This is a genomic window from Streptomyces sp. SCSIO 75703, assembly GCF_036607905.1.
GTDB lineage: Bacteria > Actinomycetota > Actinomycetes > Streptomycetales > Streptomycetaceae > Streptomyces.
Genome location: NZ_CP144555.1, coordinates 1,391,967 through 1,417,357, shown reverse-complemented (window position 1 = coordinate 1,417,357; position 25,391 = coordinate 1,391,967). Strand labels below are relative to the sequence as shown.

Sequence of the window (25,391 nt, the reverse complement as noted above, 5' to 3'; positions counted from 1 at the left end):
TCCGCATGTTCCTGACGCTGACCACCACCGCCACCCCCGACGGCCCCGCGACCGACCTCGGTTTCCTGCTGCACAAGCATCCCGACCGGGCGCAGGCGTTCTCCACCTCCTTCGGGACGGCCCACGTCCTGTACCCCGAGGCGGAGGATCAGCGCTGCACCGCGGCGTTGCTGCTGGAGGTGGACACGGCGGCACTGGTCCGGCGGAACCGGGGCAGGGCCGGCCGCGGCGGCGCTCCCGACGCGGCGCTCGCCCACTACGTCAACGACCGCCCCTACGCGGCCTCCTCCCTCCTCGCCGTGGCGCTGAGCCGCGTCTTCTCCAGCGCCCTGCGCGGAGTCTGCCCGGCCCGCCCGGAACGCGCCGCCCGGCCGCTGCCGCTGCGCGTCGAGGTGCCCGCGCTGCCCGCCCGCGGCGGCCCCGACCTGGTCCACCGCCTCTTCGCCCCGCTCGGCTGGACCGTCACCGCCGAGTCCGTACCGCTGGACACCGAGTTCCCCCAGTGGGGCGACTCGCGCTACGTGCGTCTCGTCCTGGAGTCCGGCACGCTCACCCTCGCCGAGGCCCTGCGCCACCTGTACGTCCTGCTGCCGGTGCTCGACGACGCCAAGCACTACTGGGTCGCGCCGGACGAGGTCGACAAGCTGCTGCGGGCCGGCGAGGGCTGGCTGCCCGGCCACCCCGAGCAGACGCTGATCACCAGCCGCTACCTGTCCCGCCGCCGGTCGCTGACGCGTGAGGCCCTGCACCGGCTGGAGCTGGTCCGGCTGGCCGAGTCGGACGACAGCGAGGTCGAGGACGTCGACAACGCCGTCCCCGCCGAGCCGGCCGACGCCGCCGACGGCGCCGGGCCGGCGGATGCCACCGTCCCCGCCGAGGCCGCCGAGGAGGAGCGGCCCGTACCGCTCGCCGTGCTGCGCCGCGAGGCGATCCTCGCCGTACTGCGGGAGCGGGACGCCGCCCGCGTCCTCGACCTCGGCTGCGGCGAGGGCCACCTCGTGCGCGAACTGCTCGGGGAGGCGCGGTTCACCGAGATCGTCGGCATGGACGTGTCCGTACGGGCGCTCGGCATCGCCGCACGGCGGCTGCGGACCGACCGCATGGGCGAGCGGCAGGCGGCCCGCCTCCGGCTCCGGCAGGGCTCCCTCGCCTACGCCGACACGAGCCTCGCCGGCTACGACGCCGCCGTGCTCAGCGAGGTCGTCGAGCACGTCGACCCGCCCCGGCTGCCCGCCCTGGAGCACGCCGTGTTCGCCGCCGCCCGCCCGCGTACCGTCGTCGTCACCACCCCCAACTCCGAGTACAACGTGCGCTGGGAGACCCTGCCGGCCGGGCACCTCCGCCACCGCGACCACCGCTTCGAGTGGACCCGCGAGGAGTTCCGCGCCTGGGCCGGGGCCGTGGCCGCCCGGCACGGCTACCGCGTCGCGTACCGCCCCGTCGGCGCCGACGACCCCGAGGTCGGCCCGCCCACCCAGATGGCCGTGTTCGACCTGACCACCCCGTACGAGAAGGAGGCGAAGGCCGCGTGAACACCCCCGACTCCCGTGGTGACACCCGTACCGACGGCCGGGCCCTGCCCGTCACCGACCTGTCCCTCGTCGTGCTGATCGGCGCCTCCGGCTCGGGCAAGTCCACCTTCGCGCGCCGCCACTTCCGGCCCACCGAGGTGCTCTCCTCCGACTTCTGCCGGGGACTCGTCGCCGACGACGAGAACGACCAGAGCGCCAGCCGCGACGCCTTCGACGTGCTCCACCACATCGCCGGCAAGCGGCTCGCCGCCGGCCGCCGCACCGTCGTCGACGCGACCAACGTGCAGCAGGACGGCCGGCGCCGGCTGATCGAACTGGCCCGCGCCCACGACGTCCTGCCGATCGCCATCGTCCTCGACGTCCCCGAGCGGGTCTGCGCCGACCGCAACGCCACCCGCCCCGACCGGGCCCACCTGCCCCGCCGGGTCGTCCAGCGCCACATCCGCGAACTCCGCCGCTCCCTGCGCGGACTGGCGCGCGAGGGCTTCCGCAAGGTGCACGTGCTGCGCGGCGCGGACGAGGTGGAGGCGGCCACCGTCGTCACCGAGAAGCGGTTCAACGACCTGACCCACCTCACCGGCCCCTTCGACATCATCGGCGACGTCCACGGCTGCTCCGCCGAACTGGAGTCCCTGCTCGCCACGTTGGGGTACGAGGACGGCGTCCACCCCGAGGGGCGCACCGCCGTCTTCGTCGGCGACCTCGTCGACCGCGGCCCGGACAGTCCCGGCGTGCTGCGCCGGGTGATGGCCATGGTGAAGTCGGGCGCCGCGCTGTGCGTACCGGGCAACCACGAGCAGAAGTACGGCCGTCACCTGCACGGCCGCCAGGTCCGCCCCACCCACGGACTCGCCGAGACCCTCGACCAGATGGCGCGCGAGAGCGAGGAGTTCCGCGCCGAGGTACGGGAGTTCATCGACTCCCTGGTCAGCCACTACGTCCTCGACGGCGGCCGGCTCGTGGTCTGCCACGCCGGTCTGCCCGAGCGGTACCACGGCCGCACCTCGGGCCGGGTCCGCAGCCACGCCCTGTACGGCGACACCACCGGGGAGACCGACGAGTTCGGGCTGCCCGTGCGCTACCCGTGGGCCGAGGACTACCGCGGCCGGGCCGCCGTCGTCTACGGGCACACCCCCGTGCCCAGCGCCACCTGGCTCAACAACACCCTCTGCCTGGACACCGGTGCCGTCTTCGGCGGCCGGCTGACCGCGCTGCGCTGGCCGGAGCGCCAGATCGTCGACGTCCCCGCCGAGCGGGTCTGGTACGAGCCGGTCCGCCCGCTGCGCTCCGAGGCGCCCGGCGGACACGACGGCCGGCCGCTCGACCTCGCGGACGTGCACGGCCGGCGCGTGGTGGAGACGCGGCACGCCGGCCGGGTCACCGTGCGCGAGGAGAACGCGGCGGCGGCGCTGGAGGTCATGAGCCGCTTCGCCACCGACCCGCGGCTGCTGCCGTACCTCCCGCCGACCATGGCGCCCGCTCCCGCCTCCCGCGAGGACGGGTACCTCGAGCACCCCCGGGAGGCGTTCGCCCGGTACGCGGCCGACGGGGTGGCGCGCGTGGTGTGCGAGGAGAAGCACATGGGGTCGCGGGCGGTCGTCCTGGTCTGCCGCGACGCCGCTGCGGCCCGCGAGCGCTTCGGCGTGGACGGCCCCACCGGCGCCCTGTACACCCGTACCGGGCGCCCGTTCCTCGACGACGCGGCGGCGACGGGGGAGATCCTCGACAGGCTGCGCGCCGCGATCGGCAAGGCCGGGCTCTGGGACGAGCTGTCCACCGACTGGATGCTGCTCGACGCCGAGCTGATGCCGTGGTCCCTCAAGGCGGCCGGACTGCTGCGGTCCCAGTACGCGGCGGTGGGCGCCGCCTCGGGCACGGTGTTCCCGGGCGCGCTCGCCGCGCTGGAGGGCACCGCGGCACGGGGCGTCGACGTCGCCGGGCTGCTGGACCGACAGCGCGAACGGGCCGCCGACGCCGCCGCGTTCACCCGCGCCTACCGCCGGTACTGCTGGCCCACCGACGGCCTGGAGGGCGTCCGGCTGGCGCCCTTCCAGATCCTCGCCGTACGGGGCCGCAGCCTCGCCGCGCTCCCGCACGACGAACAGCTCGCGCTGATCGACCGGCTCGTCGCGCACGACGACGGCGGCCTGCTCCAGTCCACCCGGCGGGTGTACGTCGACACCGGCGACCCGGAGTCCGTGCTGGCCGGCACCGACTGGTGGCTCGACCTCACCGGCCGGGGCGGCGAGGGCATGGTCGTCAAGCCCGCGGACGCGCTCGTGCGCACCGACCGCGGCCACCTGGTGCAGCCCGGCCTGAAGTGCCGGGGCCGCGAGTACCTGCGGATCATCTACGGTCCCGAGTACACCCGCCCCGGCACCCTCGACCGGCTGCGCGGCCGTTCGCTGGGCCACAAGCGGTCCCTGGCGCTGCGCGAGTACGCGCTCGGCCTGGAGGCCCTGGACCGGCTCGCCGACGGCGAACCCCTGTGGCGCGTCCACGAGCCCGTCTTCGCCGTCCTCGCCCTCGAATCCGAACCGGTCGACCCCCGCCTCTGACCTCCGGCCCGCGCCGCCGACCCCCGGGACCCCCCGGGGGTCGAGGGCGGCCCTCATCCGCTCCCGTGGTCGGCCACTTCGGGGTGCGTGCTCCCGGGCCGGGCCGACTCGCACCGCAGCTCGCCCCACACCTGCTTGCCCCAGCGGTGCAGCTCGGTCCCCCAGCGCTCGGCCAGCGCGTCGACCAGGACGAGGCCACGGCCCCGGAGCTGATCACCGTGGGAATCGGTCCGCAGCACCGGGAGGTCCTTCGAGCGGTCGACCACCCCGAGGCGGACCCGGCCCTCTGCGGGCCGCGAGAGGAGCACGCGGATCGAGGTGTGGCGGCCGTGGTCCACGGCGTTGGAGACCAACTCCGTGATGATCACCGTCGCGTCATCGATCTGGTCCTCCAGGTCCCAGGCGGCCAGAGCGGTCCGCACGAGTCTGCGGGCGGAGGCCGCGCTCTCCGCCACGCGGGGGAGCGTCTCGGAGTATCCGGGGTGCCCCGTGGGGCGAGGCGTTGCCATCGCGGTCATCAGAACCTCGTAGGTGCGGGTTTGGGGTGTGGCCTTACCGAGTGAACGGCTCGGGACCGCGCGAGAGCCGGAAAAGTGCGGGCCGTGTGCATCGGCCCCGACCGGAAACTTCTCCGCCCCCGCTTACTGATGGCGGGTCAGTCGCTACCTTGGGTATGTGACGGGCAACCAAAGCCTCCACGGAGCCATGCGGGAGACCGGCCTCACCCAAACCGAGCTGGCCGGCAAGGTGAATACGTACCTGATCACTGCGGGGTACGAGGGGACGGTGAGCGACCGCACCGTCCGTAACTGGCTGACCGGAAGGACGACGTGGCCTCACCCGAGGCAACGCGCGGCACTGGAGGCGGTGTTCGGGTGCACCGCCTCTGGGCTGGGCTTCAGCCCGCCGGTGCGGAGCAGACGCATTTCGGACCCGGAGGAGGACCCCCTGAGGCGCCGGAACTTCCTCGCAGCCGCCGGCGGCACCACGGCAGCCGTGACAGTCCCCTTCGTCGGGGCCCCGCCCCGGGTCGGCACGTCGGATGTCCTCCGGCTCCGTAGCGGGCTGGACGAGCTGATGGCCCTGGACGACACGCGGGGTGGTCACGAGGGCCTGGAGCGAGCCGCGTTGGCCGGAGCCACTGAGGCACTGGAGAAGCAGAAGCTCGGTGCCACGCAGCGCATCCGCCTCCGGCTTTTCTCCATCGCCGCCGACTACACCGCCACGGCCGCATGGAGCGCCCTCGACGCCCGGCAGTCCGACCGGGCGCACGTCCTGTTGGGAAAGGCCCTGTACCTGTCCGGAATGGCACAGGACCCCGTGGCGGAACTGCGGGTGTGGAACTCGTACGCGATGCTGGCCCACCAGCGCGGGGAGCACAGGGAGGCCGTCGACTCCGCCCAGGCCGCCCAGGCCACCTCGATCACCAGGCGGGACCCTTTCTTCGCCTCCCTGGCTCATGCCCGTACCGCCATCGGCCACTCGAACCGTGGGGACCGCCGAGCCGCCATCCGTTCACTCGGGTACGCGCGGGAGGCGCTGGGAAAGGGGGACCTGACGGAACCCCGCCCGAGCTGGGCGGCCTTCTACGGCCCCGCCGAGCTCACGGTCATGACGGCGATCGTCCGGGATCGGATCGGTGACTTCGCAGAGGCTGAGGCCGCTTCGCACCAGGCATTGGGGGTGATTCCCGAGCAATTCCGCAGGAACCGAGCGCTGGCCACCATGCGGCTCGCCCTGGGACATCGATCAGTCCTGCGCCACGGCCTCCACCGCTTTCGCCCTGATGAAGGGGGCGCCGCTGCCGGGAAGGATGCGGTCCCTCATGGGTGACCACTACCGCGATTTGATCACTCTTGCGCCGGACGCGGCAGTCGCACGAGAGTGGGCCGACCGTCACCGAGCCGAATGGAGTCGACTGTGAGCGCCGCCGGTCTGGTCGTCCGCCGCTTTTCGCACCAGGACCTCCCGCAGATCCGCCAGGCACTGATCGACGTGCACGCCGACGCCTATGGCGACGCGATGGACGACGAGTTCAACCAGCGCTTCCCCTGGTTCGTCGACCACTGGGGCGGTCACCCCGAGTTCGCCTGTGTGATCGCCTACGACGGGGACGAGCCGGTGGCCTTCGCCTACGGGGCACCCGCGAACCCGGGCCGCGAATGGTGGCGCGAGCACCTGGAGCCCACCCCGGAGAAGGACCGGACCTTCTCCTTCTCCGAGCTGGCCGTACGGACGACGTGGCGGAAGACCGGGGCGGCGGAGCGGGTGAGCCGGGCGCTGCTGGCGGACCGGGACGAGGACCTGGTGGTCCTGCTCGTCGACCGCGAACACCCGAGGGTCCAGGCACTGTACGAGTCCTGGGGCTTGCGGAAGGTCGGCGACCGCCGGCCCTTCCCGGACTCCCCGGTGTACGCCGTCATGCTGGCCGAGCTGCCGCTCGCCCCCTGATCCGCGGGCCCGCCGGGAGGGCTCCTCAGGGCGCGGGAAGCCCCCACCCGGGCGCCGGGCCCACGGCGGGCCGCCACGCGGGTCCCCGGCGAGGGGGTGAAGTGGGGGGAGAGTGGTCAGGATGGAGGCATGGGATTCCATGTCGACTCCGAAGCCGGGCGGCTGCGCCGCGTCATCCTGCACCGGCCGGACCTCGAACTCAAGAGGCTTACCCCCAGCAACAAGGACGCCCTGCTCTTCGACGACGTGCTGTGGGTGCGGCGGGCGCGGGCCGAGCACGACGGGTTCGCCGACGCACTGCGCGACCGCGGCGTCGCCGTGCACCTCTTCGGCGACCTGCTCGCCGAGACCCTGGCCCTGCCGGACGCCCGGAGGCTCGTCCTGGACCGGGTCTTCGACGAGAAGGAGTACGGCGTCCTCGCCACCGACCACCTGCGGGCCGCCTTCGAGCCACTGTCGGCCCGGGACCTGGCGGCCTCGCTGGTCGGCGGCATGACCAAGCGGGAGTTCCTGGACGCGCATGCCGAGCCGACCTCCGTGGCCTTCCACGCCATGGAGCTGGACGACTTCCTGCTCCGGCCGCTGCCCAACCACCTCTTCACCCGGGACACCTCCGCCTGGATCTACGACGGCGTCTCCATCAACGCGATGCGCTGGCCCGCCCGGCAGCGCGAGACGGTCCACTTCGAGGCGATCTACCGGCACCACCCCCTCTTCCGCGACGAGACCTTCCACGTCTGGTCCGAGGGGCAGGCCGACTACCCGTCCACCATCGAGGGCGGCGACGTGCTGGTCATCGGCAACGGCGCCGTCCTCATCGGCATGAGCGAGCGCACCACGCCGCAGGCGGTCGAGATGCTCGCGTACAAGCTGTTCGCGGCGGGCTCGGCCCGCACCATCGTGGCCCTGGACATGCCGAAACGGCGGGCCGTGATGCACCTCGACACCGTGATGACGATGATCGACGGGGACACCTTCACCCAGTACGCGGGCCTCGGCATGCTCCGCTCGTACACCATCGAGCCGGGCGCGGGGGAGAAGGATCTGAAGGTGACCGACCATCCGCCGGAGCACATGCACCGGGCGATCGCCGCCGCGCTCGGGCTGAGCGAGATCCGGGTGCTGACCGCGACCCAGGACGTGCACGCGGCCGAGCGGGAGCAGTGGGACGACGGCTGCAACGTCCTCGCCGTGGAGCCCGGCGTGGTCATCGCCTACGAGCGCAACGCGACCACCAACACCCACCTGCGCAAGCAGGGCATCGAGGTGATCGAGATCCCGGGCAGCGAGCTGGGCCGGGGCCGCGGCGGCCCGCGCTGCATGAGCTGCCCGCTGGAGAGGGGACCGGTCTAGGGTCGTTCGTTTGGGTCACGCCGGGCTCGCGGGGCCGGTGCCGCGCCTCTCGCCGCGCGCACCGTGCCCGGGGCCGGGTCCCGGGCACGCCGGGGAGGCCGGCTGGGCGGACCGGCCCAGGACCCACCCTGTGTATAAGAATTCTGAGTTTTGTATAGTATTCCAGAGTCCTGTTCCCGTCCCGCAGCCCTGGAGCGCCCCTCATGGCGACAGTCCCGCCCGGCCTCACCGGCCGCCACTTCCTCAAGGAGACCGACTTCACCGCGGAGGAGTTCCGCGCGCTGGTCGGGCTGGCCGCGGAGCTGAAGGCCGCCAAGAAGGCCGGGACCGAGACACCGTACCTGCGCGGCCGGAACATCGCGCTGATCTTCGAGAAGACCTCGACCCGCACCCGCTGCGCGTTCGAGGTCGCCGCCGCCGACCAGGGCGCCGCCACCACCTACCTCGACCCGGCCGGTTCACAGATGGGGCACAAGGAGTCCGTCCGGGACACCGCCCGCGTCCTCGGCCGGATGTACGACGGGATCGAGTACCGCGGCGACAGCCAGCACAAGGTCGAGGAACTGGCCGCCCACGCCGGGGTGCCCGTCTACAACGGGCTCACCGACGCATGGCACCCCACGCAGATGCTCGCCGACGTGCTCACCATGACCGAGCACGGCGGCCGGCCCCTGTCCGGGACGTCCTTCGCCTACCTCGGCGACGCCCGTTTCAACATGGGCAACTCCTACCTGGTCACCGGCGCCCTGCTCGGCATGGACGTGCGGATCGTCGCTCCCAAGGCGTACTGGCCCGCCCGCGAGGTCGTCGACCGGGCCCGGGAGCTGGCCGAGGCGAGCGGGGCGCGGATCACGCTCACCGAGATCGTCGAGGAGGGCGTGCGCGGCGCCGACTTCGTCGCCACCGACGTGTGGGTCTCCATGGGCGAGCCCAAGGAGGTCTGGCGGGAGCGGATCGCCGCGCTGACCCCGTACGCGGTGACCATGGACGTGCTGCGCGCCACCGGCAATCCGGACGTGAGGTTCCTGCACTGCCTGCCCGCCTTCCACGACCTGGGCACCACCGTCGGCCGGGAGATCTTCGAGGAGTACGGACTGGACTCCCTGGAGGTCACCGACGAGGTCTTCGAGTCCGCGCACTCGGTCGTCTTCGACCAGGCCGAGAACCGGCTGCACACCATCAAGGCCGTCCTCGTCGCCACCCTGGCCCCGCCCACCGCCGCCTGATCCCGGCGCGAGCCCCGCTCGCCCCACCCCCCTCCCGCCTCCTTCCCGCTCCGCTCCCTGTTCCCCCAGGCATCCCCCACGCACACGCGGGCGGCCCGCACCACCCCTTTCGGGCCGCCCGGACGCGGCCACCGTCGCGTCCGCTCCACCAGAAACGAGCACCACCCGTCATGCCCGCCCCCCGCATCAAGTCGCCCGCGCTCCTCGTCGCCGAATCCGGCGGCGACCGCGAAGGCCACGGCCTCAGGCGCACGCTGGGCCCCTTCCAGCTGGTCTGCTTCGGCATCGGCGCGATCGTCGGCACCGGCATCTTCGTCGGCCTCTCCGACTCGGTCGCCCAGGCCGGACCGGCCGTCGTCGTCTCCTTCGTGCTGGCCGCCGTCACCTGCGTCTTCACCGCCTTCGCCTTCGCCGAGCTGGGCGGCGCCATCCCGGTCTCCGGCTCCTCCTACTCCTTCGCCTACGCGGGGCTCGGCGAGACCACCGCCTTCCTCGTCGGCTGGTGCCTGCTCCTGGAGTACGGCGTCTCCGTCTCCGCCGTCGCGGTCGGCTGGAGCCAGTACGTCGACGAACTCCTCCACAGCCTCACCGGCCTCAGCCTGCCGCACGCGCTCGCCGCCGGACCCGGCGACGGCGGGGTGGTCAACCTCCCGGCCGTGATCGTCATCGCGCTGGCCAGTGTCCTGCTGGTCCGGGGCGTCCGGGAGAGCGCCCGCGCCACCGCCGCGATGGCGGTCCTCAAGATCGCCGTACTGGTCGCCTTCTGCGCCATCGGCTTCGTCGCCTTCCGGGACGGCAACCTCAGCCCCTTCTCGCCCGCCGGGCTCGGCGGCATCGGCGCCGGCACCACCGCCGCCTTCTTCTCCTACATCGGCTTCGACGCGATCACCACCGCCGGCGAGGAGGCCCGCAACCCGCGCCGGGACATCCCGGTCGCCATCCTGGTGTGCATCGGCGTGGTCACCCTGCTGTACTGCGCGGTCGCCCTCGCCGCCATCGGCGCGCTCGGCGGCGACGGGGTCGGCGACCGCCCGGCGGCGCTGTCCCACGTGGTCAACGAGGTCACCGGCTCCGCGATCGGCGGCGGCGTGATCGCCTTCGGCGCGGTCGTCGCCATCGCCTCCGTGGTGCTCGCCGTGATGTACGGCCAGACCCGCATCCTCATGTCGATGTCCCGCGACGGCCTCGTCCCGCGCGTCTTCGAGAAGGTCTCGCCGCGCACGGCCACCCCCGTCGCCGGCACGCTCATCGTCGGGGCGGTCTTCGCCCTGCCCGCCGCCTTCGCCTCGCTGGACTCGGTGGTCAACCTCTGCACCATCGGCACCCTGGCCACCATGGTCACCGTCAACATCGCGGTGATCGCCCTGCGCCGCCGCGAACCGGGCCTCGCCCGCACCTTCCGGGTGCCGCTCTACCCGGTCACCCCGCTGCTCGGCATCGGCTTCTGCCTGTACCTGATCTACGAGACGGGTCCGGCCACCTGGCTCCAGTTCGCCGTCTTCCTCGCCGCCGGACTGCTCCTGTACGCGGGCTACGGGCGCCGCAACAGCCGGCTGGGCCGGGGCGGGGCCCGGGGCCTCACGTCCGGCGACGCTGAGCGGGCACCGCTGGGAGCCTGAACCAGACCGCCTTGCCGGAGCGCGTGGGCCGGTGGCCGCAGGACGCGCTCAGGGCGCGGATCAGCAGCAGCCCGCGCCCGTGCTCCTGCCAGGGGTCCGGGGGCTCCCGGTCCGGCCGGGTGAGGTCGGCGGGCGGCGCCGGGTCGGGATCGTGCACCTCGACCTGGCAGCCGCCCGGCAACAGCTCCACGACCAGCTCGATGGGGGACCCGCCGGAGGTGTGCTCCACCGCGTTGGCGACCAGTTCGGCGGTGAGCAGTTCCGCCGTGTCGCTGTCCGCCGGGTGCTCCACTTCGGCCAGCGCGGTACGGACCAGGGCACGGGCCACCGGCACGGCCGCGGTGGTGTGCGGCAGCGCGATGCGCCAGGAGGCGGGGGCGGGGAAGGGATCGTGCACGGCGGGTCCGTTCGTGGAACAGGCGGTCCTGTCCTGCATTCAACTTCCTGCATCGTACGGCGCCGCCCCGCGGTGCCTCCGCCGGGTCCGCTTTCGTCACGTTTATGTGACGATCGCCGCCCAAGAGGTCACGGCTCCGGTGGGCCGGAAGCCCCACGGCCGCGGGCCGGTCCGCAGCCCGGGGGCCGCCCGGTGTCAGGGCTCGTCCGGCCTCGGCAACCGGCCCGGTGTCAGTGCTCGTCGGGTGTCACGTAGCGGGCGCCCGCGTCGCGCAGCCGTTCGTGCAGGGCGCGGAAGAGCGCCGCCGACCGGGCGCCGGGCCAGTCGGCGGGCAGCAGCCGGGCGGGCAGGCCGGGGTCCGCGTAGGGCAGGTGGCGCCAGGAGTCCAGGGCGAGCAGGTAGTCGCGGTACGCCTCCTCGGGCGGCGTGTCCTCACGGCCCTCCCAGGCGCGCAGCACGGGCGTGTGGCGGTCGAGGAACGCCTCGTGCCGCGCGGCGATCGCGGGCAGGTCCCACCAGCGGGCCACCGACTCGCCGGTCGGGGCGAAGCCCAGGTGCTCACCGCGGAAGAAGTCCACGTAGGCGTCGAGTTCGAGCAGGCACAGCGCGCGCCGGGTCTCCTCGAAGACACGGGCCGGGGCTATCCACACCCCGGGGGCGGCGGTGCCGAAGCCGAGCCCGGCCAGGCGGGAGCGCAGCACGTGCCGCCGCTGCCGCTCCGACTCCGGCACGGAGAACACGGCGAGGACCCAGTCCTCGTCGTCCGCGCCCTGCCCGCCGTGGACGCGCCGGTGGCTGTCCTCCAGCAACCGGCGTGCCTCGTCGGAGGGTTCGTACCCGGCGGCGCCCCGGTCGGTCCGCGCGGGAAGCAGGAGGCCGCGCCGCTTCAGCCGGGACACCGACGAGCGGACGGAGGGGGCGTCGACGCCCACCGCGGCCAGCAGTCGGATCAGCTCGGCGACCGGCACGGGGCCGGGCGCGAACCGGCCGTACGCGCCGTAGAGCGTGACGATGAGGGACCTGGGGGTGTGCTGCGCGTGCTGCTCGGACACGTTGATCATCTTAAGTCGTCGGCATCGGGCCTGGTCACCCCGGTCGCCGCCACCGGGCGCGCGGTACTGACAGGGCCCGGCGCGGGTGTGGCGCGCATCGCGTGCGCGCGCCACCGGGAGCGGGCCGGTCGCCACGGACTCGCCCCGAAGGGGTGACGTTCATGGCGGGCGGCCCGAGGGGCGGGTACTGCTGGTAACCCCCACCGACGTCCCCCTCGGGAGGTTCCCCGTGCCCGTACCCCGCCTGGTGTCCGGCGCCGCGCTGCTGCTCCTCGGCCTGGCCTGTGCCGCCCCCGCGGCCCCGGCCTCCGCCGCCTCCGCGCACTCCGCCCCGGCGTCTGCCGCGCCCGGTGAGAGCGTCACGGTCGACCCGGTGGGCGTGCTCACCCCCGAGGGCGCCGTCACCCTCAGCGGCACCTACCGCTGCTCCGACGCCACCGGGCCCGTCTTCGTCAGCGCCTCCGTGCGCCAGGACCCCTCCGCCGTCCGCCGCGGCGTCGGCGGCACCCGCGCGGTGTGCGACGGGCGGGACCACCGCTGGCGGAACACGGCGCACCTGTCCGCCGACGCGCTGCGGGCGGGCGCGGCCGAGGTCGAGGCCACCGTCATGGAGCTGCGGACCCAGGGCGTGATCCCCCTGCCCGGCTTCCACGCGGCCGGCCACCGGACCGTCACCCTGGCCCACGGCTGACCGGGCCGGGCGTGCTCGGCGGGGGCCCGCGTACCCAGAGCGCGGAGGCGACGGCCGGACCGGTGTCGTCACCGGCGCCGGTGTGGCTGCCGGTGCCGGTGCCCGTGTCCGGTGGGTTCCGGCGTGCCGCCGTCGTCCCCCGGTCAGTCCGCTGGGCCGGGAGCGGTGCGGGAGGGGCAGCCGCCGAGGGTCGAGGCGCGCGCCTCCAGGGTGGGGCGCAGCCGCCGGGAGCGGCCCGGTTTGCCGTCGAGCATGTGGACGAGCGTCGTCGCGGCGACCTCGCCCATCCGGTACATCGGCGAGCGCACCGAGGTCAGGGAGACCGGCAGGGCCGCCGCCAGCGGTACGTCGTTGTAGCCGACCACGCCCACGTCCTGACCGACCGTCAGCCCGGCGTCGCGGACGGCGGCCATCACGCCGACCGCCGCGAAGTCGTTGACCGCGAACACGGCCGTGGGGCGCGGGGTCAGGCCCAGCAGGTGCTCGGCGGCGGCCCGGCCGCCCGGCACGTCGAACCGGGACGGGACGACATGGCTCTCCGGCACCGGCAGCCCCGCCGCCGCGAACGCGTCCAGGAAGCCCTGGGTGCGCTCCACCCCCGTACTCGCGTAGCGCTCGCCGGCCACCACGGCGACCCGGCGGTGCCCCAGGCCGAGCAGGTGCTCCGCGGCGAGCCGCCCGCCGAGGACGTCGTCCGTGGTCACCGAGACCCGGCCGGGCAGCCGGCGCGAGACCAGCACCAGCGGGATGCGCCGCCGGGCCAGCTCGGCCACGAGGTCGCAGTCGGAGCGCGCGTCGCCCAGCACCAGGCCGTCGACCCGGCGGGCGAGGAGCGCGTCGGCGCGGCGCCGCTGCATCTCGGGTTCGTCGCCGGTGTTCGCCACCACGGTGTGGTAGCCGGCCGTCGCGGCGGCGGCGTCGATCCCCTCGTAGATCGTCGCCAGCACGATGTCGGTCAGCCGGGGGACGAGCACGCCCAGCATCCGCGAGCGTCCGGTGCGCAGTGCCGCCCCGGCGGGGTCGCGCTGGTAGCCCAGTTCCTCGGCGAGCGCGCGGATCTGCGCGGCGGTCTCCGTCGCCACCCCGCCGCGCACCGCCTCGTCGGTGCTGAGCGCCCGGGACACGGTGGAGACGTGCACCCCCGCCTGCCGGGCTATCTGGGCGAGGGTGACCGGAGCACTGCCGGCCCGTGTGCCGGCCGCCGCCCGCGTTGCCTGCCGCTCCACTCCCGCTACCCCTCTTCTCGGACCGTGTGCCGGACCCGGACGGTGCGCCGGATCCCGGGCCGGACCCGGGGTCCGTCGCGCGCCCCGTTCCGGCCGGTGCGCCGGCCGACCTCGGATTCCCGTGGATTCTGTCGGATTCTGCGGGAAACCCCCAGTCGGCGTCTTCCGGCGCCCCTGAGCTTCGCACACACCCGAACGGTCGGACCAGGCAAGTGTGCGCCACCCATTGACCTGAGGGCAATCGTTTGCATAGCCTCACCGCAATCGATTGCGAAGAAGCGGAGAGAGGTCCATGCGTCGTATCCAGGTCGTGGCCACCGGCGGAACCATCGCGAGCCGGTCCGGGGCGGAGGGCCGCCGGGCAACCGTGCTCGCGAAGGAGCTGGTCGCGTCCGTGGGCCCGCTCCCCGAGCACGCCGAGGTCGGCACCCGGGACGTGGTCACCCGGGGCAGCTACGCCTTCGACACCGGCGATCTCCTGGCGCTCGCCCGCGAGGTGCGCACCACCCTCGACGACGGCGCCGACGGGGTCGTGATGACCCACGGCACCGACACCATGGAGGAGACCGCCTTCCTGCTCGACCTGCTCTTCGACGACCCGCGGCCGATCGTGCTGACCGGGGCCCAGCGCCCCTTCGACGACCGCGCCGCCGACGGCCCGGCCAACCTGGGCGACGCCCTGGCGGTGGCCGCCGACGACGCGGCCCGCGGCCTCGGCACACTGCTGGTCTTCGACGGCTTCGCCTTCCCCGCCCGCGGGGTGCGCAAGAGCGAGACCATGTCGGCCCACGCCTTCGCCGCCCCCGGACGCGGACCGGCGCTGCGCGTGGTCGACGGGCGCGTCGTGCCGCTGGCCCGGCCCGCCCCGAGCCCGCGGCTCCCGGTGGACCCGAACCTGCCGCGCCTGCCCAGGGTGGACGTCGTACCGGTGTACCCGGGCGCGGACGGGCTCTTCGTCCGGGCCAGCCTGGAGGCCGGCGCCGCCGGGGTCGTGGTGGCCGCGGCCGGGGCGGGCAACGCCGGTCCGGAACTGGTCGAGGCGGTCGCCGAGGCGGTCGCCGCGGGTCACCCCGTGCTCATCAGCTCACGTGTCCACTCGGGCCCGGTCGCCCCGCTCTACGCGGGCGGCGGCGCCGAGCTGCGACGGGTGGGCGCCCTCTTCGCCGACGACCTCAGCCCCTGGCAGGCCCGCCTCCTGCTGGCCGCGGCCAGCGCCGTACCGGACCGCTCGCCGCGGGAACTGGTCCGCGCCTGGCTCGCCGGGCGGGACCCGCTCGCCACCCCCGGCGACTGACCTCCCCGTCCGGCCCCCCGTCCCCCGCCCCCCCGACCCACCGCTCGATCCCCGGCCCACCCTCCCCGCTCGACCCGGCTCCCCCTCGGCCGGAGCCCCCACCTCCCGGCCCCCCACCCCCGGCCGGGCCCCTGCCCCCCCGCTTGATCCACCCCGCTCGATCCCCCCGATCCCTCATCCACACCCACGCCCTCAGGCAAGGAGACGCTCGATGACCAAGGAAATTCTCGTCGGCTTCGGAGTGGACGTCGACGCCGTCGGCGGCTGGCTCGGCTCCTATGGAGGCGAGGACTCTCCCGACGACATCTCCCGCGGCCTGTTCGCGGGCGAGGTGGGCGTGCCGCGCCTCGTGGAGCTGTTCCGCCGCCGCGGTCTGACCCAGACGTTCTTCTGGCCCGGCCACTCCGTCGAGACCTTCCCCGAGGAGTTCGACGCCTGTGTCGCCGCCGGCCACGAGATCGGCGTGCACGGCTACAGCCACGAGAACCCGATCGCCATGAGCCGCGAGCAGGAGGCCGCCGTCCTCGACCGCTCCATCGAGCTGATCGAGAGCCGCACCGGCCGCCGCCCCACCGGATACGTGGCCCCCTGGTGGGAGTTCAGCCCCGTCACCAACGAACTCCTGCTGGAACGCGGCATCAAGTACGACCACTCCCTGATGCACCGCGACTTCGAGCCGTACTACGTCCGGGTCGGCGACTCCTGGACGAAGATCGACTACAGCGCGCCCGCCGAGACCTGGATGAAGCCCCTGGTCCGCGGCGAGGAGACGGACCTCATCGAGATCCCCGCCAACTGGTACCTCGACGACCTGCCTCCGATGATGTTCATCAAGGCCAGCCCGAACAGCCACGGCTTCGTCAATCCCCGGGACATCGAGCAGATGTGGCGCGACCAGTTCGACTGGGTCTACCGGGAGATGGACCACGCGGTCTTCACCATGACCATCCACCCCGACGTCTCCGGCCGGCCCCAGGTGCTGCTGATGCTGGAGCGGCTCATCGACCACATCAACTCCCACGAAGGCGTCCGCTGGGTGACCTTCGACCAGATCGCGGACGACTTCGCCGCCCGCAACCCCCGTCAGAAGGGCGACAGCAGATGACCACCGCGCCTCCCCCCGAGATAGTCGACGAGACCGAGTGGCCCCGCGGCGGGGCCCCCTCGGACGAGGTCCTGTTCAAGGGCCCGCCCACCCTCAGCCGCCGGACCATCATGACCACCACGGTGGTCTGTTTCCTGGCCTGGGTCTTCTCGGTCTACGACTTCGTGCTCTTCGGCACGCTGCTGCCGAAGATCTCCGAGACGTTCGGCTGGAGCACCGGTGAGGCCACGGCCATCGCCACCGGCGTCACCGTGGGCACCTTCGTCGTCTCGCTGCTCGTCGGCCCCATGCTCGACCGGTGGGGACGCAAGCCCAGCCTGATCGTCACCACCGCGGGCGCGGCGCTGTCCTCGGGCTTCACCGCCCTGGTCGGCGGCGCCGCCTCGCTCATCGGAGTCCGGGCCATCTCCGGCCTCGGCTACTCCGAGGAAGTCGTCAACAGCGTCTACCTCAACGAGATGTACGGCAAGAGCCGGCGCCGCGGCTTCATGTTCAGCTTCGTGCAGAGCGGCTGGCCGGTCGGCGCCCTCCTCGCGGCGGCGTTCGCGGCCGTGCTGCTGCCGCTCATGGGCTGGCGCTGGATCTTCCTGCTCGCCACCTTCCCGGTCGTGGTCATCCTCATCGCCGGGTCGAAGCTCCGCGAGTCGCCGTCCTTCGTCGCGCTCAAGCGGACGCGGGAACTGCGCGCGGCCGGCCGCGAGACCGACGCGGCCCGCCTGGCGGAGCTGTACAACCTGGACATCAGCCGTGACAACGAGTCCGGCCTGCGCCAGCTCTTCGCCCCGGACCTGCGGCGCCACACCCTGTGCCTCTCCGGAGCGTGGCTCTTCAACTGGATGGGCATCCAGGTCTTCTCGGTGCTCGGCACCACCGTGCTCACCGACGGCAAGGGCGTCTCGTTCTCCAGCGCGCTCGTCGTGCTGATCCTGGCCAACCTCGCCGGTTTCCTCGGCTACCTCTTCCACGGGTACCTGGGCGACCGGATCGGCCGGCGGACCACCATCATGGCCGGCTGGACCATCGGCGGCATCGTGATGACCGCGATGCTCTTCGGACCGGACAACAGCGCCTACGTCATCCCCATGTACGCCCTCGGACTGTTCTTCCTGAACGGCCCCTACTCGGCGATGCTCTTCTACATGGGCGAGTCGTTCCCGGCCCGGGTCCGCGGCATCGGCTCCAACACCGCCCACGTGATGGGCCCGGTCGGCGCGATCCTCGGCTCCGCCCTGCTGAGCCTGGTCATCGGCTTCGGCGCCGACGCCACCACCGCCGCGTTCGTCGCGGGCGCGCTCGGGATGTTCCTCTCCGGCGTCCTGATGCTCGGCGCGCGCAAGGTCAGCCAGGACGAGGACGACGCCCCCGTCGCCCCGGCCGCCGCCTGACCGGCCCCTCCCTCCCGCTTCCCGGTGCGTGGCGGCCCGCACCCGCCACGCACCGGGAACTCCACGAAAGGCAGGACATGTCCTCCCACGAGCACACCGCCCCCGCCCGGGACGACGGGCTGGCCGGCAAGGTCGCCGTCATCACCGGCGGCGCGAGCGGCATCGGCCGCGCCCTGGCCGTGGCGTACGCCCGCGCCGGCGCCCACAGCGTCGTCGGCTTCTACCCCCAGGACCCGCACAGCGCCGACGAGACGATCCGGCAGGTGGAGGCCGCCGGCGGCCGCTGCACCGCGGTCGCCGTCGACGTCCGCGACAGCGCCCAGGTCGACGCCCTGGCGCAGGCCGCCGTCGACACCTACGGGCGCCTCGACATCGCCGTCGCCGGAGCGGGCGTACTGCGCAGGGCGGCGCTGGCCGAACTGGACGACGACGCCTGGAACGACATGCTGTCCGTCGACCTGACGGGCGTGCTGCGCACCTTCCGCTCCGCCGCCGCCGTGATGACCGGGCCCGGCGCCATGGTGGCCATCTCCTCCATCGCCGGCGGCGTGTACGGCTGGGACGACCACGCCCACTACGCCGCCGCCAAGAGCGGAGTGCTCGGGCTGTGCCGGTCGCTGGCGACCGAACTGGCGCCGCGCGGCATCCGGGTCAACTCGATCATCCCCGGGCTGATCGAGACCCCGCAGTCCCTCGACGAGACCAACTCCCTCGGCCCGGCCGGGCTGGAGCGGGCCGGGCGCGGCATCCCGGCCGGACGGGTGGGCAACGCGGACGAGGTCGCCCGCGCCATCCGCTTCCTCACCAGCGACGACTCCGCCTACGTCACGGGCCAGCAGCTCATCGTGGACGGCGGACTCACGGTGCGCTGGCCGGAGTGACGGCCGCGCCGCGGCGGCATCCGGCCCGCGGCGTCCGGCCGGTGCCGGGCGACGTACGGGGGAGGACGCACGGCGGCGCGGGAACGGTCCCCGGCGAGGGCGGGGGGCCGGTACACGAAGGGGCCCGGAGACGACCGGGCCCGGCAGGAACACGGCGGCGACGCAGCGGGCCGCGACGGGAAAGGTGAACGGCATGGGAGTCCTCCAGCAGAAGGTCGCGCTGGTGACCGGCGCGGCGAGCGGCATCGGATCGGCGATCGCGGACGCCTACGCGGCCGAGGGGGCACGGCTCTTCCTCGCCGACCGCGACGCGGGCAAGCTGGCCGAACTGGCCGAGCGCTACGCGGCGCAGGGCGTCGAGGTGGCCACGGGCGTCGTGGACGTGGCCGACGCGGAGCAGACCCGCGAGATGGTGGAGAGCTGCGTCGGCACCCTGGGCGTACCCGACGTCCTCGTCAACTCCGCGGGCATCCTCACCGAGGTCCCGCTGGTCGAGATGGACGTCGAGACCTGGGACGAGATGATCGCCATCGACCTGCGCAGCGTCTTCCTGTGCTGCCGCTGGGTGGTGCCGCACATGGTCGCCCGGGGCAGCGGACGGGTCGTCAACATCGCCAGTCAGCTCGGCCTCAAGGGCGGTGAGGGACTGGTGCACTACTCGGCCGCCAAGGCCGGTGTCATCGGCCTCACCAAGGCCCTGGCCCGCGAGGTCGCCCCGAGCGGCGTCCTCGTCAACGCCATCGCCCCCGGACCGGTGTTCACGCCGCTGGTGGACGGCATCAGCGAGGACTGGAAGGCGGCCAAGCAGGCGGAACTGCCCCTCGGCCGCTTCGGCGTCCCGGCGGAGATCGCGCCCACCGCGGTCCTGCTGGCCTCCGACCCGGGCGGCAACCTCTACGTCGGCCAGACCCTGGGCCCCAACAGCGGCGACGTCATGCCGTAGCGGAGCCGGCCCCGGACGGACGGACGACGGCGGGGGCGGGGGCGGTACGGGGCGCCCCGCCCGCCCCGTCTGCCGGAGCGCCCCGTACCGTCCGCCGTGGCGGGACCGCGCTCCCGCGACCGTCCCCTCCCGGGACGGTCTTCCCCCGTGTCCCCGCGACCCGTCGAACGAGAGGGCGGTGAGCCGCCTCGTGTGTGGAGCCTGCGGCGGAGGACGTTCCGTGCCGCGCTGGGAGGACGTGCTCGCGCCCCCGACCCGTACGGTGCTCGCCGCCCGCGCGGCGGCGGCCGGCCGGCTGCTGGAACCGGCGTCCGGACTGCGCGTGCGGGCCTGGCTCTCCGCCGGGTACCTGCTCGCCGACCGCGTCGGCCGCACCGTGCACGCCGCCGACCTGGACACCCTGTGGCGGGCGGCGGCGGACCGCGGCGCGCGGCCGGCCGGCTGGCGGCCCCTGCGCGCCACGCCGGCCGCGGAACGGGCCGGCCTGCCCGGAGCGTGGGACCTCGCCGCCGCCGCGGTCTGGTGTGCCGCGGTCGCCCGCGCCGAGCCGGACGCCGAGCTGGAGATCACCCTGCCCGACCCCGCCGCGCACCGCGCCGTGCGGGTCACCATCGCCGCCGGGACCGTCCGGGCCGCGCCGCTGGACACCGCGGACCCCGTGCCGTACGCCCGGATCACGGGACCCGGCGCGAGCGAGGCCGCCCGCCACGTGACCGCCCACCACCGCCTCTGACCCGTGGGGCCGGGGAGTGTCGGACCCCCGTGCCATGCTCGGCGCTACGGGCACCGTCCGGCGTCGCCGGGGCGGACAGGGCACCTGACGGGGGGCACGATGGCGGAGCTGTACTACCGGGCCGACAGCGAGGACGGCGACCGGATCGACGACCCGTCCGAGGACGCGCTGTTCCTGATGATCGGCGACCTCGACCGGCGGGGGAACACCTTCCTCGTCGTCCGGCCCGACGAGGACGACCCGCCCTGGTCCGCGTCGGTGACCCTCCGCCCGGAGGCGGACGGCGGCGGGTACGAGGTCGTGCGCCGGATCGGGGAGGCGTACGAGACCGTCACCACCGCCGACGCCCACGGCATCGCCCACGACCTCACCCGCTGGACGGCCGTCCGCACCGGCTCCTGACGGCCCGCCGGCACCTGACCCCGCCCCTCCGCCCCTCCGCCCCTCCGCCCCTACAGCCCCGCCCGGCGGCGGGCGAGGTCGGCGAGGGTGGCCCAGTCGCGCTCCGACCAGCCCGCGGCGAGGACCTCCAGCAGGGCGTCGCGCACCAGACTCCCGGTGGGCAGCGGCAGTTCGCGCTCCCGGGCCGCCGACAGGGCGAGGTCGACGTCCTTGAGGCCGAGCCGGGCGGTGAACCCGGCGGGCTCGTAGCGCCGCTCCGCCATCAGGCCGCCGTACCCCCGGTACACCGGGCCGGGGAAGAGGGTGCCGCCGAGCAGCTCGGCGAAGGCCGCCGCGTCCACGCCGTACGACTCCACCAGCGCCGTCGCCTCCGCGGTGGCCTCGATCGCCCCGGCCAGCAGGAAGTTGACGGCGATCTTGACCACGTTGGCGCGGGCCGGGTCCTCCCCGAGTTCCCAGATCCGTCCGGCCAGCGGCTCCAGCGGCGGGCGGGCCAGGTCCAGCGCGGACGCCTCGCCCGCCGCCAGGACGTTCAGCTTCCCGACGGCCGCGACCTCGGCGCGGCCCAGCACGGGGGCGGCGACGTAGCCGATGCCCCGGCCGGCGTGCAGCCGGGCCAGTTCGGCGGCGAAGGCGGCGGAGACCGTCGCCAGGTTCACGTGCACCCGGCAGCGGGCGGCCTCCAGCACCCCGCCGTCCAGGAGGAGCGCGCGCAGGCTCGCGTCGTCGGCCAGCATGCTCATCACCACCGGCCGGTCGAACACCTCCGCGAACTCCGCGGCGGGCACCGCGCCCTCCGCGGCCATCTCGTCGACTGCGGGGCGCGACCTGTTCCACACCACCACCCGGTGCCCGGCCGCCAGCAGCCGGCGCACCATCGGCCGGCCCATCGTGCCGAGCCCGACGAAACCGATCTCCTCCATCGCTCCTGTCCTCTCCCGCGCCCCGGCGGCGCCGGGACGGCCCTGGGCCGTCCCGGTCACCACCGGACCGCGATCATGGTGGTCTCGGTGTACTCCAGCAGGCCCTCGTGGCCGCCCTCGCGGCCCGGGCCCGACTCCTTCACCCCGCCGAAGGGCGCGGCCGGGTCGGAGACGACCCCGCGGTTGAGGCCGACCATGCCGACCTCCAGCCGTTCGGCGACCCGCAGGCCCAGCGCGAGGTCACGGGTGTAGACGTATCCCGCCAGACCCGTCTCGCACCGGTTCGCCAGCGCGATCGCCTCGTCGGCGGTGTCGAAGGGGGTGACGGACGCGACCGGACCGAAGACCGGTCCGGCATCCCCGCCGCGCGAACGCGCCGAGGTGCTGCTCCGCGCTGGTCGGCCAGTCGTCCGCGAGCGGTGAGCGCGGTGCGCGGGGCACGGGAGGGGGCGCGGAGGCGGGCGACACCGGCCGGTGGCGGCGCTGGTCCCGGCGCGGCTACGGCGGAAAGGTCACCGCGGCCCGGGATCCCGGCCGCGCGGCTCTCGCCCGGCGCCACCGCTGACGCCGAAAGGGTGCCTGCGACGGGCGGTGAGCACGCGCGTCACGGGCACCCCGGTGCCGGTCAGTCGGTCAGGCCCAGCCGGGCCCGGTCCCGCTGCTGGTCGATGAGGAGGAGGGAGAGGACGCCCGCGGCCACCAGCAGCAGGGCGGTGAGGAGGAAGGCGTGGGTGAAGCCCGCCGCCGCGGTCGCCGCCGAGCCGACCAGGAAACCGGCGACGGCGGGGGCGAACAGACCGCCCGCGCTCAGCAGCGCGTTGGTCACCTGCAGGACCGCGCCGCGCTGCCCGATCGTCGTCATCTCCGCCGCGACCAGGTACGTCACCGCGAACAGCGCCGGTGCCGTGCCGAAGCCGAAGGTGAACGCCACCACGCTGAGCGTGCCCGGCGGGACGAGCGCGCCGCACAGCAGCGCGAGCCCGCTGAAGACGGTCGCGCCGGAGAGGACCGCGCCCCGCGAGACCCGGGTGCGCACCCCGCGCACGTCGAGGTACTGGGTGACCCAGCTCAGCCCCACCGTCGCGGCGGCACCCCACAGGGCGGGGAAGACGATCATCGACCCGGCGTGCTGGGTGCTGTAGCCGAGGACCTGCTCGTAGTAGGTCGGCAGCCAGGACGTGGCGAGGGCGAAGGTCCAGTAGCCGAGGAAGGAGCACGCGACCGCGAGCAGCCACGACGGTGTCAGGAACGTCGCGCGGTACCGCACCGGAGCCACGGCCGGGGCGGCGCCCGCCGGGCCCGGGGCCACCGGCGCCGTTCCCTCGATCTCCGCCTCGGCCCGCTCCGAGGTGTACGGGCCTTCCTTGCCCATCACCAGCCACAGCACCGCCCACACCACGCCGATCCCGGCGAGGAAGACGAAGGTCGCCCGCCAGCCGAAGTCGGCGGCGATCCAGGAGAGCACCGGTGCGAAGCAGACGATGCCGAGCGTCACCCCGGAGGAGGCGAGGGCGGCGGGCGTGGCCCCCTTCTTCCTCGGGAACCACTGGTACACCGCGTGCATCATGATCGGCGCCAGCGGGCCCTCCCCGGCCCCCAGCAGGACGCGGCTGAACCACAGCGCCGGCAGCGAGGCGAAGACGAAGACCGGCACCTGGGCCACGGCCCAGATCAGGCACAGCGCGAGCAGGAACCACTTCGACTTCACGCGGTTGGCGATGGGCGCGGCGACGAACTGGGCCACGCCGAACAGGAAGAAGACCGCGCTGCCCAGGAGGCCGAACTGCTGGGGAGTGATGTGCAGTTCGCGCATCAGCGGCACCGCGACGATGCCGAGGATGGCCTTGTCGGCCCAACTGATCATCATCAGGACCAGCAGCATCACGGCCATCAGCCAGCCGTACGACGTGCGTTTCCCGGGTGTCCAGTGGCGGGGGTCCGCCGGGTCCGCGACCTGGGGGGCCGGGGCCGGCGCGGTGAGTTGGTGCGTCATGGAAGCCTCCGGAACGGAGAACGGCCGCGCGAGCGGACCGCGAGGGGAGGGAGGGGCGGGGCGGCCGCCGGTCGCACGACCGGCGGCCCCGGGGCCCGGCGGCCCGTACGGCTACGGCACCGGGACTGGACGGCCGCGCCCGCACGGAGACGGGCGGGGCGGGAGGGGTGACTCGGAGGGTGGTGAGGGGGAGGCGGGGAGGAAGCGTGCGTCCCGGGGCCCGTACGGGGCGGGCGCCGCGCGCGGGCGGCGGAACGGGCGGCCGGTGGCGGGGACCCTCCGGCTCCCGGTCCCGGCCCCGTACGCCCCCGCCCGTCCCCGGGGGGCCAGGGGCCCGCGGGCCGGAGCGCCGACGGCGCTCGTACGCCCACCGGCCCGGGCCCCGCCGGCCCGCCCCCGCGGCCCGGCCGCGTCCGTCAGGAGCGGGGGGTGACCCGGACCGGGAGGGACGCGAAGCCGCGCAGCACGTTGTGGACGAGGGGGACCGGTTCGCCGGCCGGCTCGATGGTCTCGACGCGCGCGGCGAGGGCCCGCAGGACCAGTTCGATCTCCAGCCGGGCGATCGGCTGGCCGACGCACTGGTGCAGCCCCATGCCGAAGGCGACGTGGCCCGACGCCTGCCGGTCCAGGTCGTAGCGGTCGGCGTCGGCGCCCCACTTGCGCGGGTCGCGGTTGGCGGCGCCGATGAACAGCAGCAGCTTCGCGCCCTCCGGGATCGCCACCCCGCCCAGCACGCTCGGGGCGGTCGTCGTCCGGTGGAACTTCTGGAACGGCGACTCCAGCCGCAGTGCCTCGTCCACCGCGAACTTGGCCAGCGACGGATCGTCCCGCAGCGCCGCCCACGCCCCCGGCGTCCGGGACAGGCAGGCGAGGGTGTTGCCGATGGCGAAGACCGTGGTGTCCACACCGGCCGACAGCAGCGCCCGGACCAGCAGGGCGGCCTGCTCGGCGCTGATCAGCCCGTCCTCGACCCGCTCCCAGATGCGCGCGCCGAAGCCGGTGTCGTCCAGGTTCTCCCGGGCGCAGTTGCGCAGGATCGCGGCGCTGTGCGCGTCGGCGTCGGCGAAGGCGTCCTCGAAGACGTCGTTCCGCGGGCCGAAGGCGTTGAACACCATGTTGCCGTAGGGCAGCAGGTGTTCCCGGCCCTCCTCGGGGATGCCGACCGCGTCGGGGAAGACGCGCAGCGGGTAGCGCTCGGCGAGGTCCTTGACCACGTCGAACTCGCCGCGGCCCACCAGTTCCGCGGCGATCTCCTCCGCCGGCCCGGTGAAACGTTCCCGCAACGGGCGGACCGTCGCCGGGTTGATGACACCGGTCAGCGCGCGCCGCATCACCGTGTGGACCGGCGGGTCCGACTCCAGGATGCTCGGCGGGCGCCAGCCCGCGTCCCGGCGGATGTCCCGGGGGCCGAGCCCGCCCGAGGAGCAGTACGTCTCGAAGTCGGTGAGGACCTCGTAGACCTCCTCGAAGCCGGCGACCGCGTACGCGCCGCACGTCTCCAGCCAGGTCACGGGGCCGTGCTCGCGCAGCCGTGCCAGCAGCGGGTACGGGTCCGCGATGTTCGCCGGCGAGAAGGGGTCGTCGGGGAGCGTCACGACGCCCCCGGCAGGTGCGATGGTCATGAGGG

General features: G+C 74.2%; 22 protein-coding genes and 1 pseudogene. 15 read left to right on the top strand and 8 right to left on the bottom strand.

The genetic code is table 11. The features are described from left to right. Positions 1–5 precede the first annotated feature (5 nt). The gene (locus tag VM636_RS05990) at positions 6–1,532 is read left to right on the top strand and encodes a 3' terminal RNA ribose 2'-O-methyltransferase Hen1 (RefSeq protein WP_053913746.1); all 1,527 of its coding nucleotides are present in this window, start codon (positions 6–8) and stop codon (positions 1,530–1,532) included. Beyond that, positions 1,529–4,090, top strand: a complete 2,562-nt coding sequence (locus tag VM636_RS05985) for a polynucleotide kinase-phosphatase (RefSeq protein ID WP_338483719.1) — start codon at positions 1,529–1,531, stop codon at positions 4,088–4,090. Before VM636_RS05990 ends, VM636_RS05985 begins: the two co-directional genes overlap by 4 nt. Positions 4,091–4,143: 53 nt before the next feature. Here VM636_RS05985 and VM636_RS05980 read toward each other — a convergent pair whose 3' ends face one another. Beyond that, positions 4,144–4,545, bottom strand: coding sequence for an ATP-binding protein (locus VM636_RS05980; protein WP_338483717.1), 402 nt, complete (start codon positions 4,543–4,545; stop codon positions 4,144–4,146). A 220-nt stretch (positions 4,546–4,765) separates the two neighbouring features. Between VM636_RS05980 and VM636_RS05975 the strand changes: the two genes are divergently transcribed. The 5 genes from VM636_RS05975 to VM636_RS05955 all read left to right on the top strand — a co-directional run bounded on the left by VM636_RS05975 (position 4,766) and on the right by VM636_RS05955 (position 10,739). Beyond that, positions 4,766–5,923 (top strand): XRE family transcriptional regulator, encoded by a 1,158-nt coding sequence (locus VM636_RS05975; RefSeq protein ID WP_338483716.1) that lies wholly within the window; start codon positions 4,766–4,768, stop codon positions 5,921–5,923. A gap of 75 nt (positions 5,924–5,998) precedes the next feature. Then, positions 5,999–6,541 carry a GNAT family N-acetyltransferase gene (locus VM636_RS05970; RefSeq protein ID WP_030421794.1) on the top strand — a complete coding sequence of 181 codons (543 nt, stop codon included), beginning with the start codon at positions 5,999–6,001 and terminating at the stop codon, positions 6,539–6,541. A 129-nt stretch (positions 6,542–6,670) separates the two neighbouring features. Beyond that, a complete protein-coding gene (locus tag VM636_RS05965; protein WP_030421793.1) occupies positions 6,671–7,894 on the top strand; it encodes an arginine deiminase in 1,224 nt (407 codons plus the stop codon). 203 nt (positions 7,895–8,097) lie between these two features. Then, the gene (gene argF / locus VM636_RS05960; protein WP_030421792.1) at positions 8,098–9,120 is read left to right on the top strand and encodes an ornithine carbamoyltransferase; all 1,023 of its coding nucleotides are present in this window, start codon (positions 8,098–8,100) and stop codon (positions 9,118–9,120) included. Positions 9,121–9,290: 170 nt separating this feature from the next. Beyond that, positions 9,291–10,739: an amino acid permease gene (locus VM636_RS05955; RefSeq protein WP_030421791.1), complete on the top strand. Its 1,449-nt coding sequence runs from the start codon at positions 9,291–9,293 to the stop codon at positions 10,737–10,739. Here VM636_RS05955 and VM636_RS05950 read toward each other — a convergent pair. Both VM636_RS05950 and VM636_RS05945 read right to left on the bottom strand, forming a co-directional pair. Beyond that, positions 10,699–11,175 (bottom strand): ATP-binding protein, encoded by a 477-nt coding sequence (locus tag VM636_RS05950; protein WP_030421790.1) that lies wholly within the window; start codon positions 11,173–11,175, stop codon positions 10,699–10,701. The genes VM636_RS05955 and VM636_RS05950 overlap by 41 nt on opposite strands. Before the next feature lie 191 nt (positions 11,176–11,366). Next, on the bottom strand, positions 11,367–12,197 hold the full coding sequence (locus VM636_RS05945; RefSeq protein WP_030421789.1) for a PaaX family transcriptional regulator C-terminal domain-containing protein: 831 nt from the start codon (positions 12,195–12,197) through the stop codon (positions 11,367–11,369). A 220-nt stretch (positions 12,198–12,417) separates the two neighbouring features. Between VM636_RS05945 and VM636_RS05940 the strand changes: the two genes are divergently transcribed. Beyond that, a complete protein-coding gene (locus VM636_RS05940; RefSeq protein WP_338483711.1) occupies positions 12,418–12,879 on the top strand; it encodes a DUF6299 family protein in 462 nt (153 codons plus the stop codon). Positions 12,880–13,022: 143 nt separating this feature from the next. Here the strand turns inward: VM636_RS05940 and VM636_RS05935 are convergent, their stop codons facing one another. Then, the gene (locus VM636_RS05935; protein WP_051821466.1) at positions 13,023–14,105 is read right to left on the bottom strand and encodes a substrate-binding domain-containing protein; all 1,083 of its coding nucleotides are present in this window, start codon (positions 14,103–14,105) and stop codon (positions 13,023–13,025) included. Positions 14,106–14,397: 292 nt separating this feature from the next. Here VM636_RS05935 and VM636_RS05930 point away from each other — a divergent pair, with 292 nt between their 5' ends. From VM636_RS05930 to VM636_RS05900, 7 genes are all read left to right on the top strand, one after another. Further along, complete coding sequence (locus VM636_RS05930; protein ID WP_078962665.1) at positions 14,398–15,399, top strand: asparaginase; 1,002 nt, start codon at positions 14,398–14,400, stop codon at positions 15,397–15,399. 211 nt (positions 15,400–15,610) lie between these two features. Beyond that, positions 15,611–16,504, top strand: coding sequence for a polysaccharide deacetylase (locus tag VM636_RS05925; protein ID WP_030420636.1), 894 nt, complete (start codon positions 15,611–15,613; stop codon positions 16,502–16,504). Further along, entirely contained in the window at positions 16,501–17,889 is a 1,389-nt protein-coding gene (locus VM636_RS05920; protein ID WP_078855963.1) for an MFS transporter, read from the top strand. The genes VM636_RS05925 and VM636_RS05920 overlap by 4 nt, the downstream gene beginning before the upstream one ends. Before the next feature lie 77 nt (positions 17,890–17,966). Beyond that, positions 17,967–18,770, top strand: coding sequence for an SDR family oxidoreductase (locus VM636_RS05915; RefSeq protein ID WP_030420638.1), 804 nt, complete (start codon positions 17,967–17,969; stop codon positions 18,768–18,770). 193 nt (positions 18,771–18,963) lie between these two features. Then, positions 18,964–19,713 carry an SDR family NAD(P)-dependent oxidoreductase gene (locus VM636_RS05910; RefSeq protein ID WP_338483705.1) on the top strand — a complete coding sequence of 250 codons (750 nt, stop codon included), beginning with the start codon at positions 18,964–18,966 and terminating at the stop codon, positions 19,711–19,713. Between the two features lie 220 nt (positions 19,714–19,933). Then, positions 19,934–20,446: a hypothetical protein gene (locus VM636_RS05905; protein ID WP_338483703.1), complete on the top strand. Its 513-nt coding sequence runs from the start codon at positions 19,934–19,936 to the stop codon at positions 20,444–20,446. A 99-nt stretch (positions 20,447–20,545) separates the two neighbouring features. Beyond that, positions 20,546–20,848 carry a hypothetical protein gene (locus VM636_RS05900; protein ID WP_030420640.1) on the top strand — a complete coding sequence of 101 codons (303 nt, stop codon included), beginning with the start codon at positions 20,546–20,548 and terminating at the stop codon, positions 20,846–20,848. 50 nt (positions 20,849–20,898) lie between these two features. Here VM636_RS05900 and VM636_RS05895 read toward each other — a convergent pair whose 3' ends face one another. From VM636_RS05895 to VM636_RS05880, 4 genes and pseudogenes are all read right to left on the bottom strand, one after another. Beyond that, entirely contained in the window at positions 20,899–21,771 is an 873-nt protein-coding gene (locus tag VM636_RS05895; RefSeq protein WP_030420641.1) for an NAD(P)-dependent oxidoreductase, read from the bottom strand. A gap of 56 nt (positions 21,772–21,827) precedes the next feature. Beyond that, positions 21,828–22,106, bottom strand: a pseudogene (locus tag VM636_RS05890) (aldehyde dehydrogenase family protein); the annotation flags it as partial. Between the two features lie 290 nt (positions 22,107–22,396). Continuing rightward, the gene (locus tag VM636_RS05885) at positions 22,397–23,764 is read right to left on the bottom strand and encodes an MFS transporter (RefSeq protein WP_078855964.1); all 1,368 of its coding nucleotides are present in this window, start codon (positions 23,762–23,764) and stop codon (positions 22,397–22,399) included. Between the two features lie 416 nt (positions 23,765–24,180). Further along, positions 24,181–25,386 carry a cytochrome P450 gene (locus VM636_RS05880; protein WP_030420644.1) on the bottom strand — a complete coding sequence of 402 codons (1,206 nt, stop codon included), beginning with the start codon at positions 25,384–25,386 and terminating at the stop codon, positions 24,181–24,183. Between the last annotated feature and the right edge of the window lie 5 nt (positions 25,387–25,391).

What these genes read in the sequence shown, in the direction of transcription:
- VM636_RS05990 (WP_053913746.1), top strand. Translation starts at nt 6, where the DNA reads ATGTTCCTGACGCTGACCACCACCGCCACCCCCGACGGCCCCGCGACC.
- VM636_RS05970 (WP_030421794.1), top strand. Translation starts at nt 5,999, where the DNA reads ATGGAGTCGACTGTGAGCGCCGCCGGTCTGGTCGTCCGCCGCTTTTCG.
- VM636_RS05965 (WP_030421793.1), top strand. Translation starts at nt 6,671, where the DNA reads ATGGGATTCCATGTCGACTCCGAAGCCGGGCGGCTGCGCCGCGTCATC.
- argF (WP_030421792.1), top strand. Translation starts at nt 8,098, where the DNA reads ATGGCGACAGTCCCGCCCGGCCTCACCGGCCGCCACTTCCTCAAGGAG.
- VM636_RS05955 (WP_030421791.1), top strand. Translation starts at nt 9,291, where the DNA reads ATGCCCGCCCCCCGCATCAAGTCGCCCGCGCTCCTCGTCGCCGAATCC.
- VM636_RS05950 (WP_030421790.1), bottom strand. Translation starts at nt 11,175, where the DNA reads ATGCAGGACAGGACCGCCTGTTCCACGAACGGACCCGCCGTGCACGAT.
- VM636_RS05945 (WP_030421789.1), bottom strand. Translation starts at nt 12,197, where the DNA reads ATGATCAACGTGTCCGAGCAGCACGCGCAGCACACCCCCAGGTCCCTC.
- VM636_RS05930 (WP_078962665.1), top strand. Translation starts at nt 14,398, where the DNA reads ATGCGTCGTATCCAGGTCGTGGCCACCGGCGGAACCATCGCGAGCCGG.
- VM636_RS05925 (WP_030420636.1), top strand. Translation starts at nt 15,611, where the DNA reads ATGACCAAGGAAATTCTCGTCGGCTTCGGAGTGGACGTCGACGCCGTC.
- VM636_RS05920 (WP_078855963.1), top strand. Translation starts at nt 16,501, where the DNA reads ATGACCACCGCGCCTCCCCCCGAGATAGTCGACGAGACCGAGTGGCCC.
- VM636_RS05915 (WP_030420638.1), top strand. Translation starts at nt 17,967, where the DNA reads ATGTCCTCCCACGAGCACACCGCCCCCGCCCGGGACGACGGGCTGGCC.
- VM636_RS05910 (WP_338483705.1), top strand. Translation starts at nt 18,964, where the DNA reads ATGGGAGTCCTCCAGCAGAAGGTCGCGCTGGTGACCGGCGCGGCGAGC.
- VM636_RS05900 (WP_030420640.1), top strand. Translation starts at nt 20,546, where the DNA reads ATGGCGGAGCTGTACTACCGGGCCGACAGCGAGGACGGCGACCGGATC.
- VM636_RS05895 (WP_030420641.1), bottom strand. Translation starts at nt 21,771, where the DNA reads ATGGAGGAGATCGGTTTCGTCGGGCTCGGCACGATGGGCCGGCCGATG.
- VM636_RS05885 (WP_078855964.1), bottom strand. Translation starts at nt 23,764, where the DNA reads ATGACGCACCAACTCACCGCGCCGGCCCCGGCCCCCCAGGTCGCGGAC.
- VM636_RS05880 (WP_030420644.1), bottom strand. Translation starts at nt 25,386, where the DNA reads ATGACCATCGCACCTGCCGGGGGCGTCGTGACGCTCCCCGACGACCCC.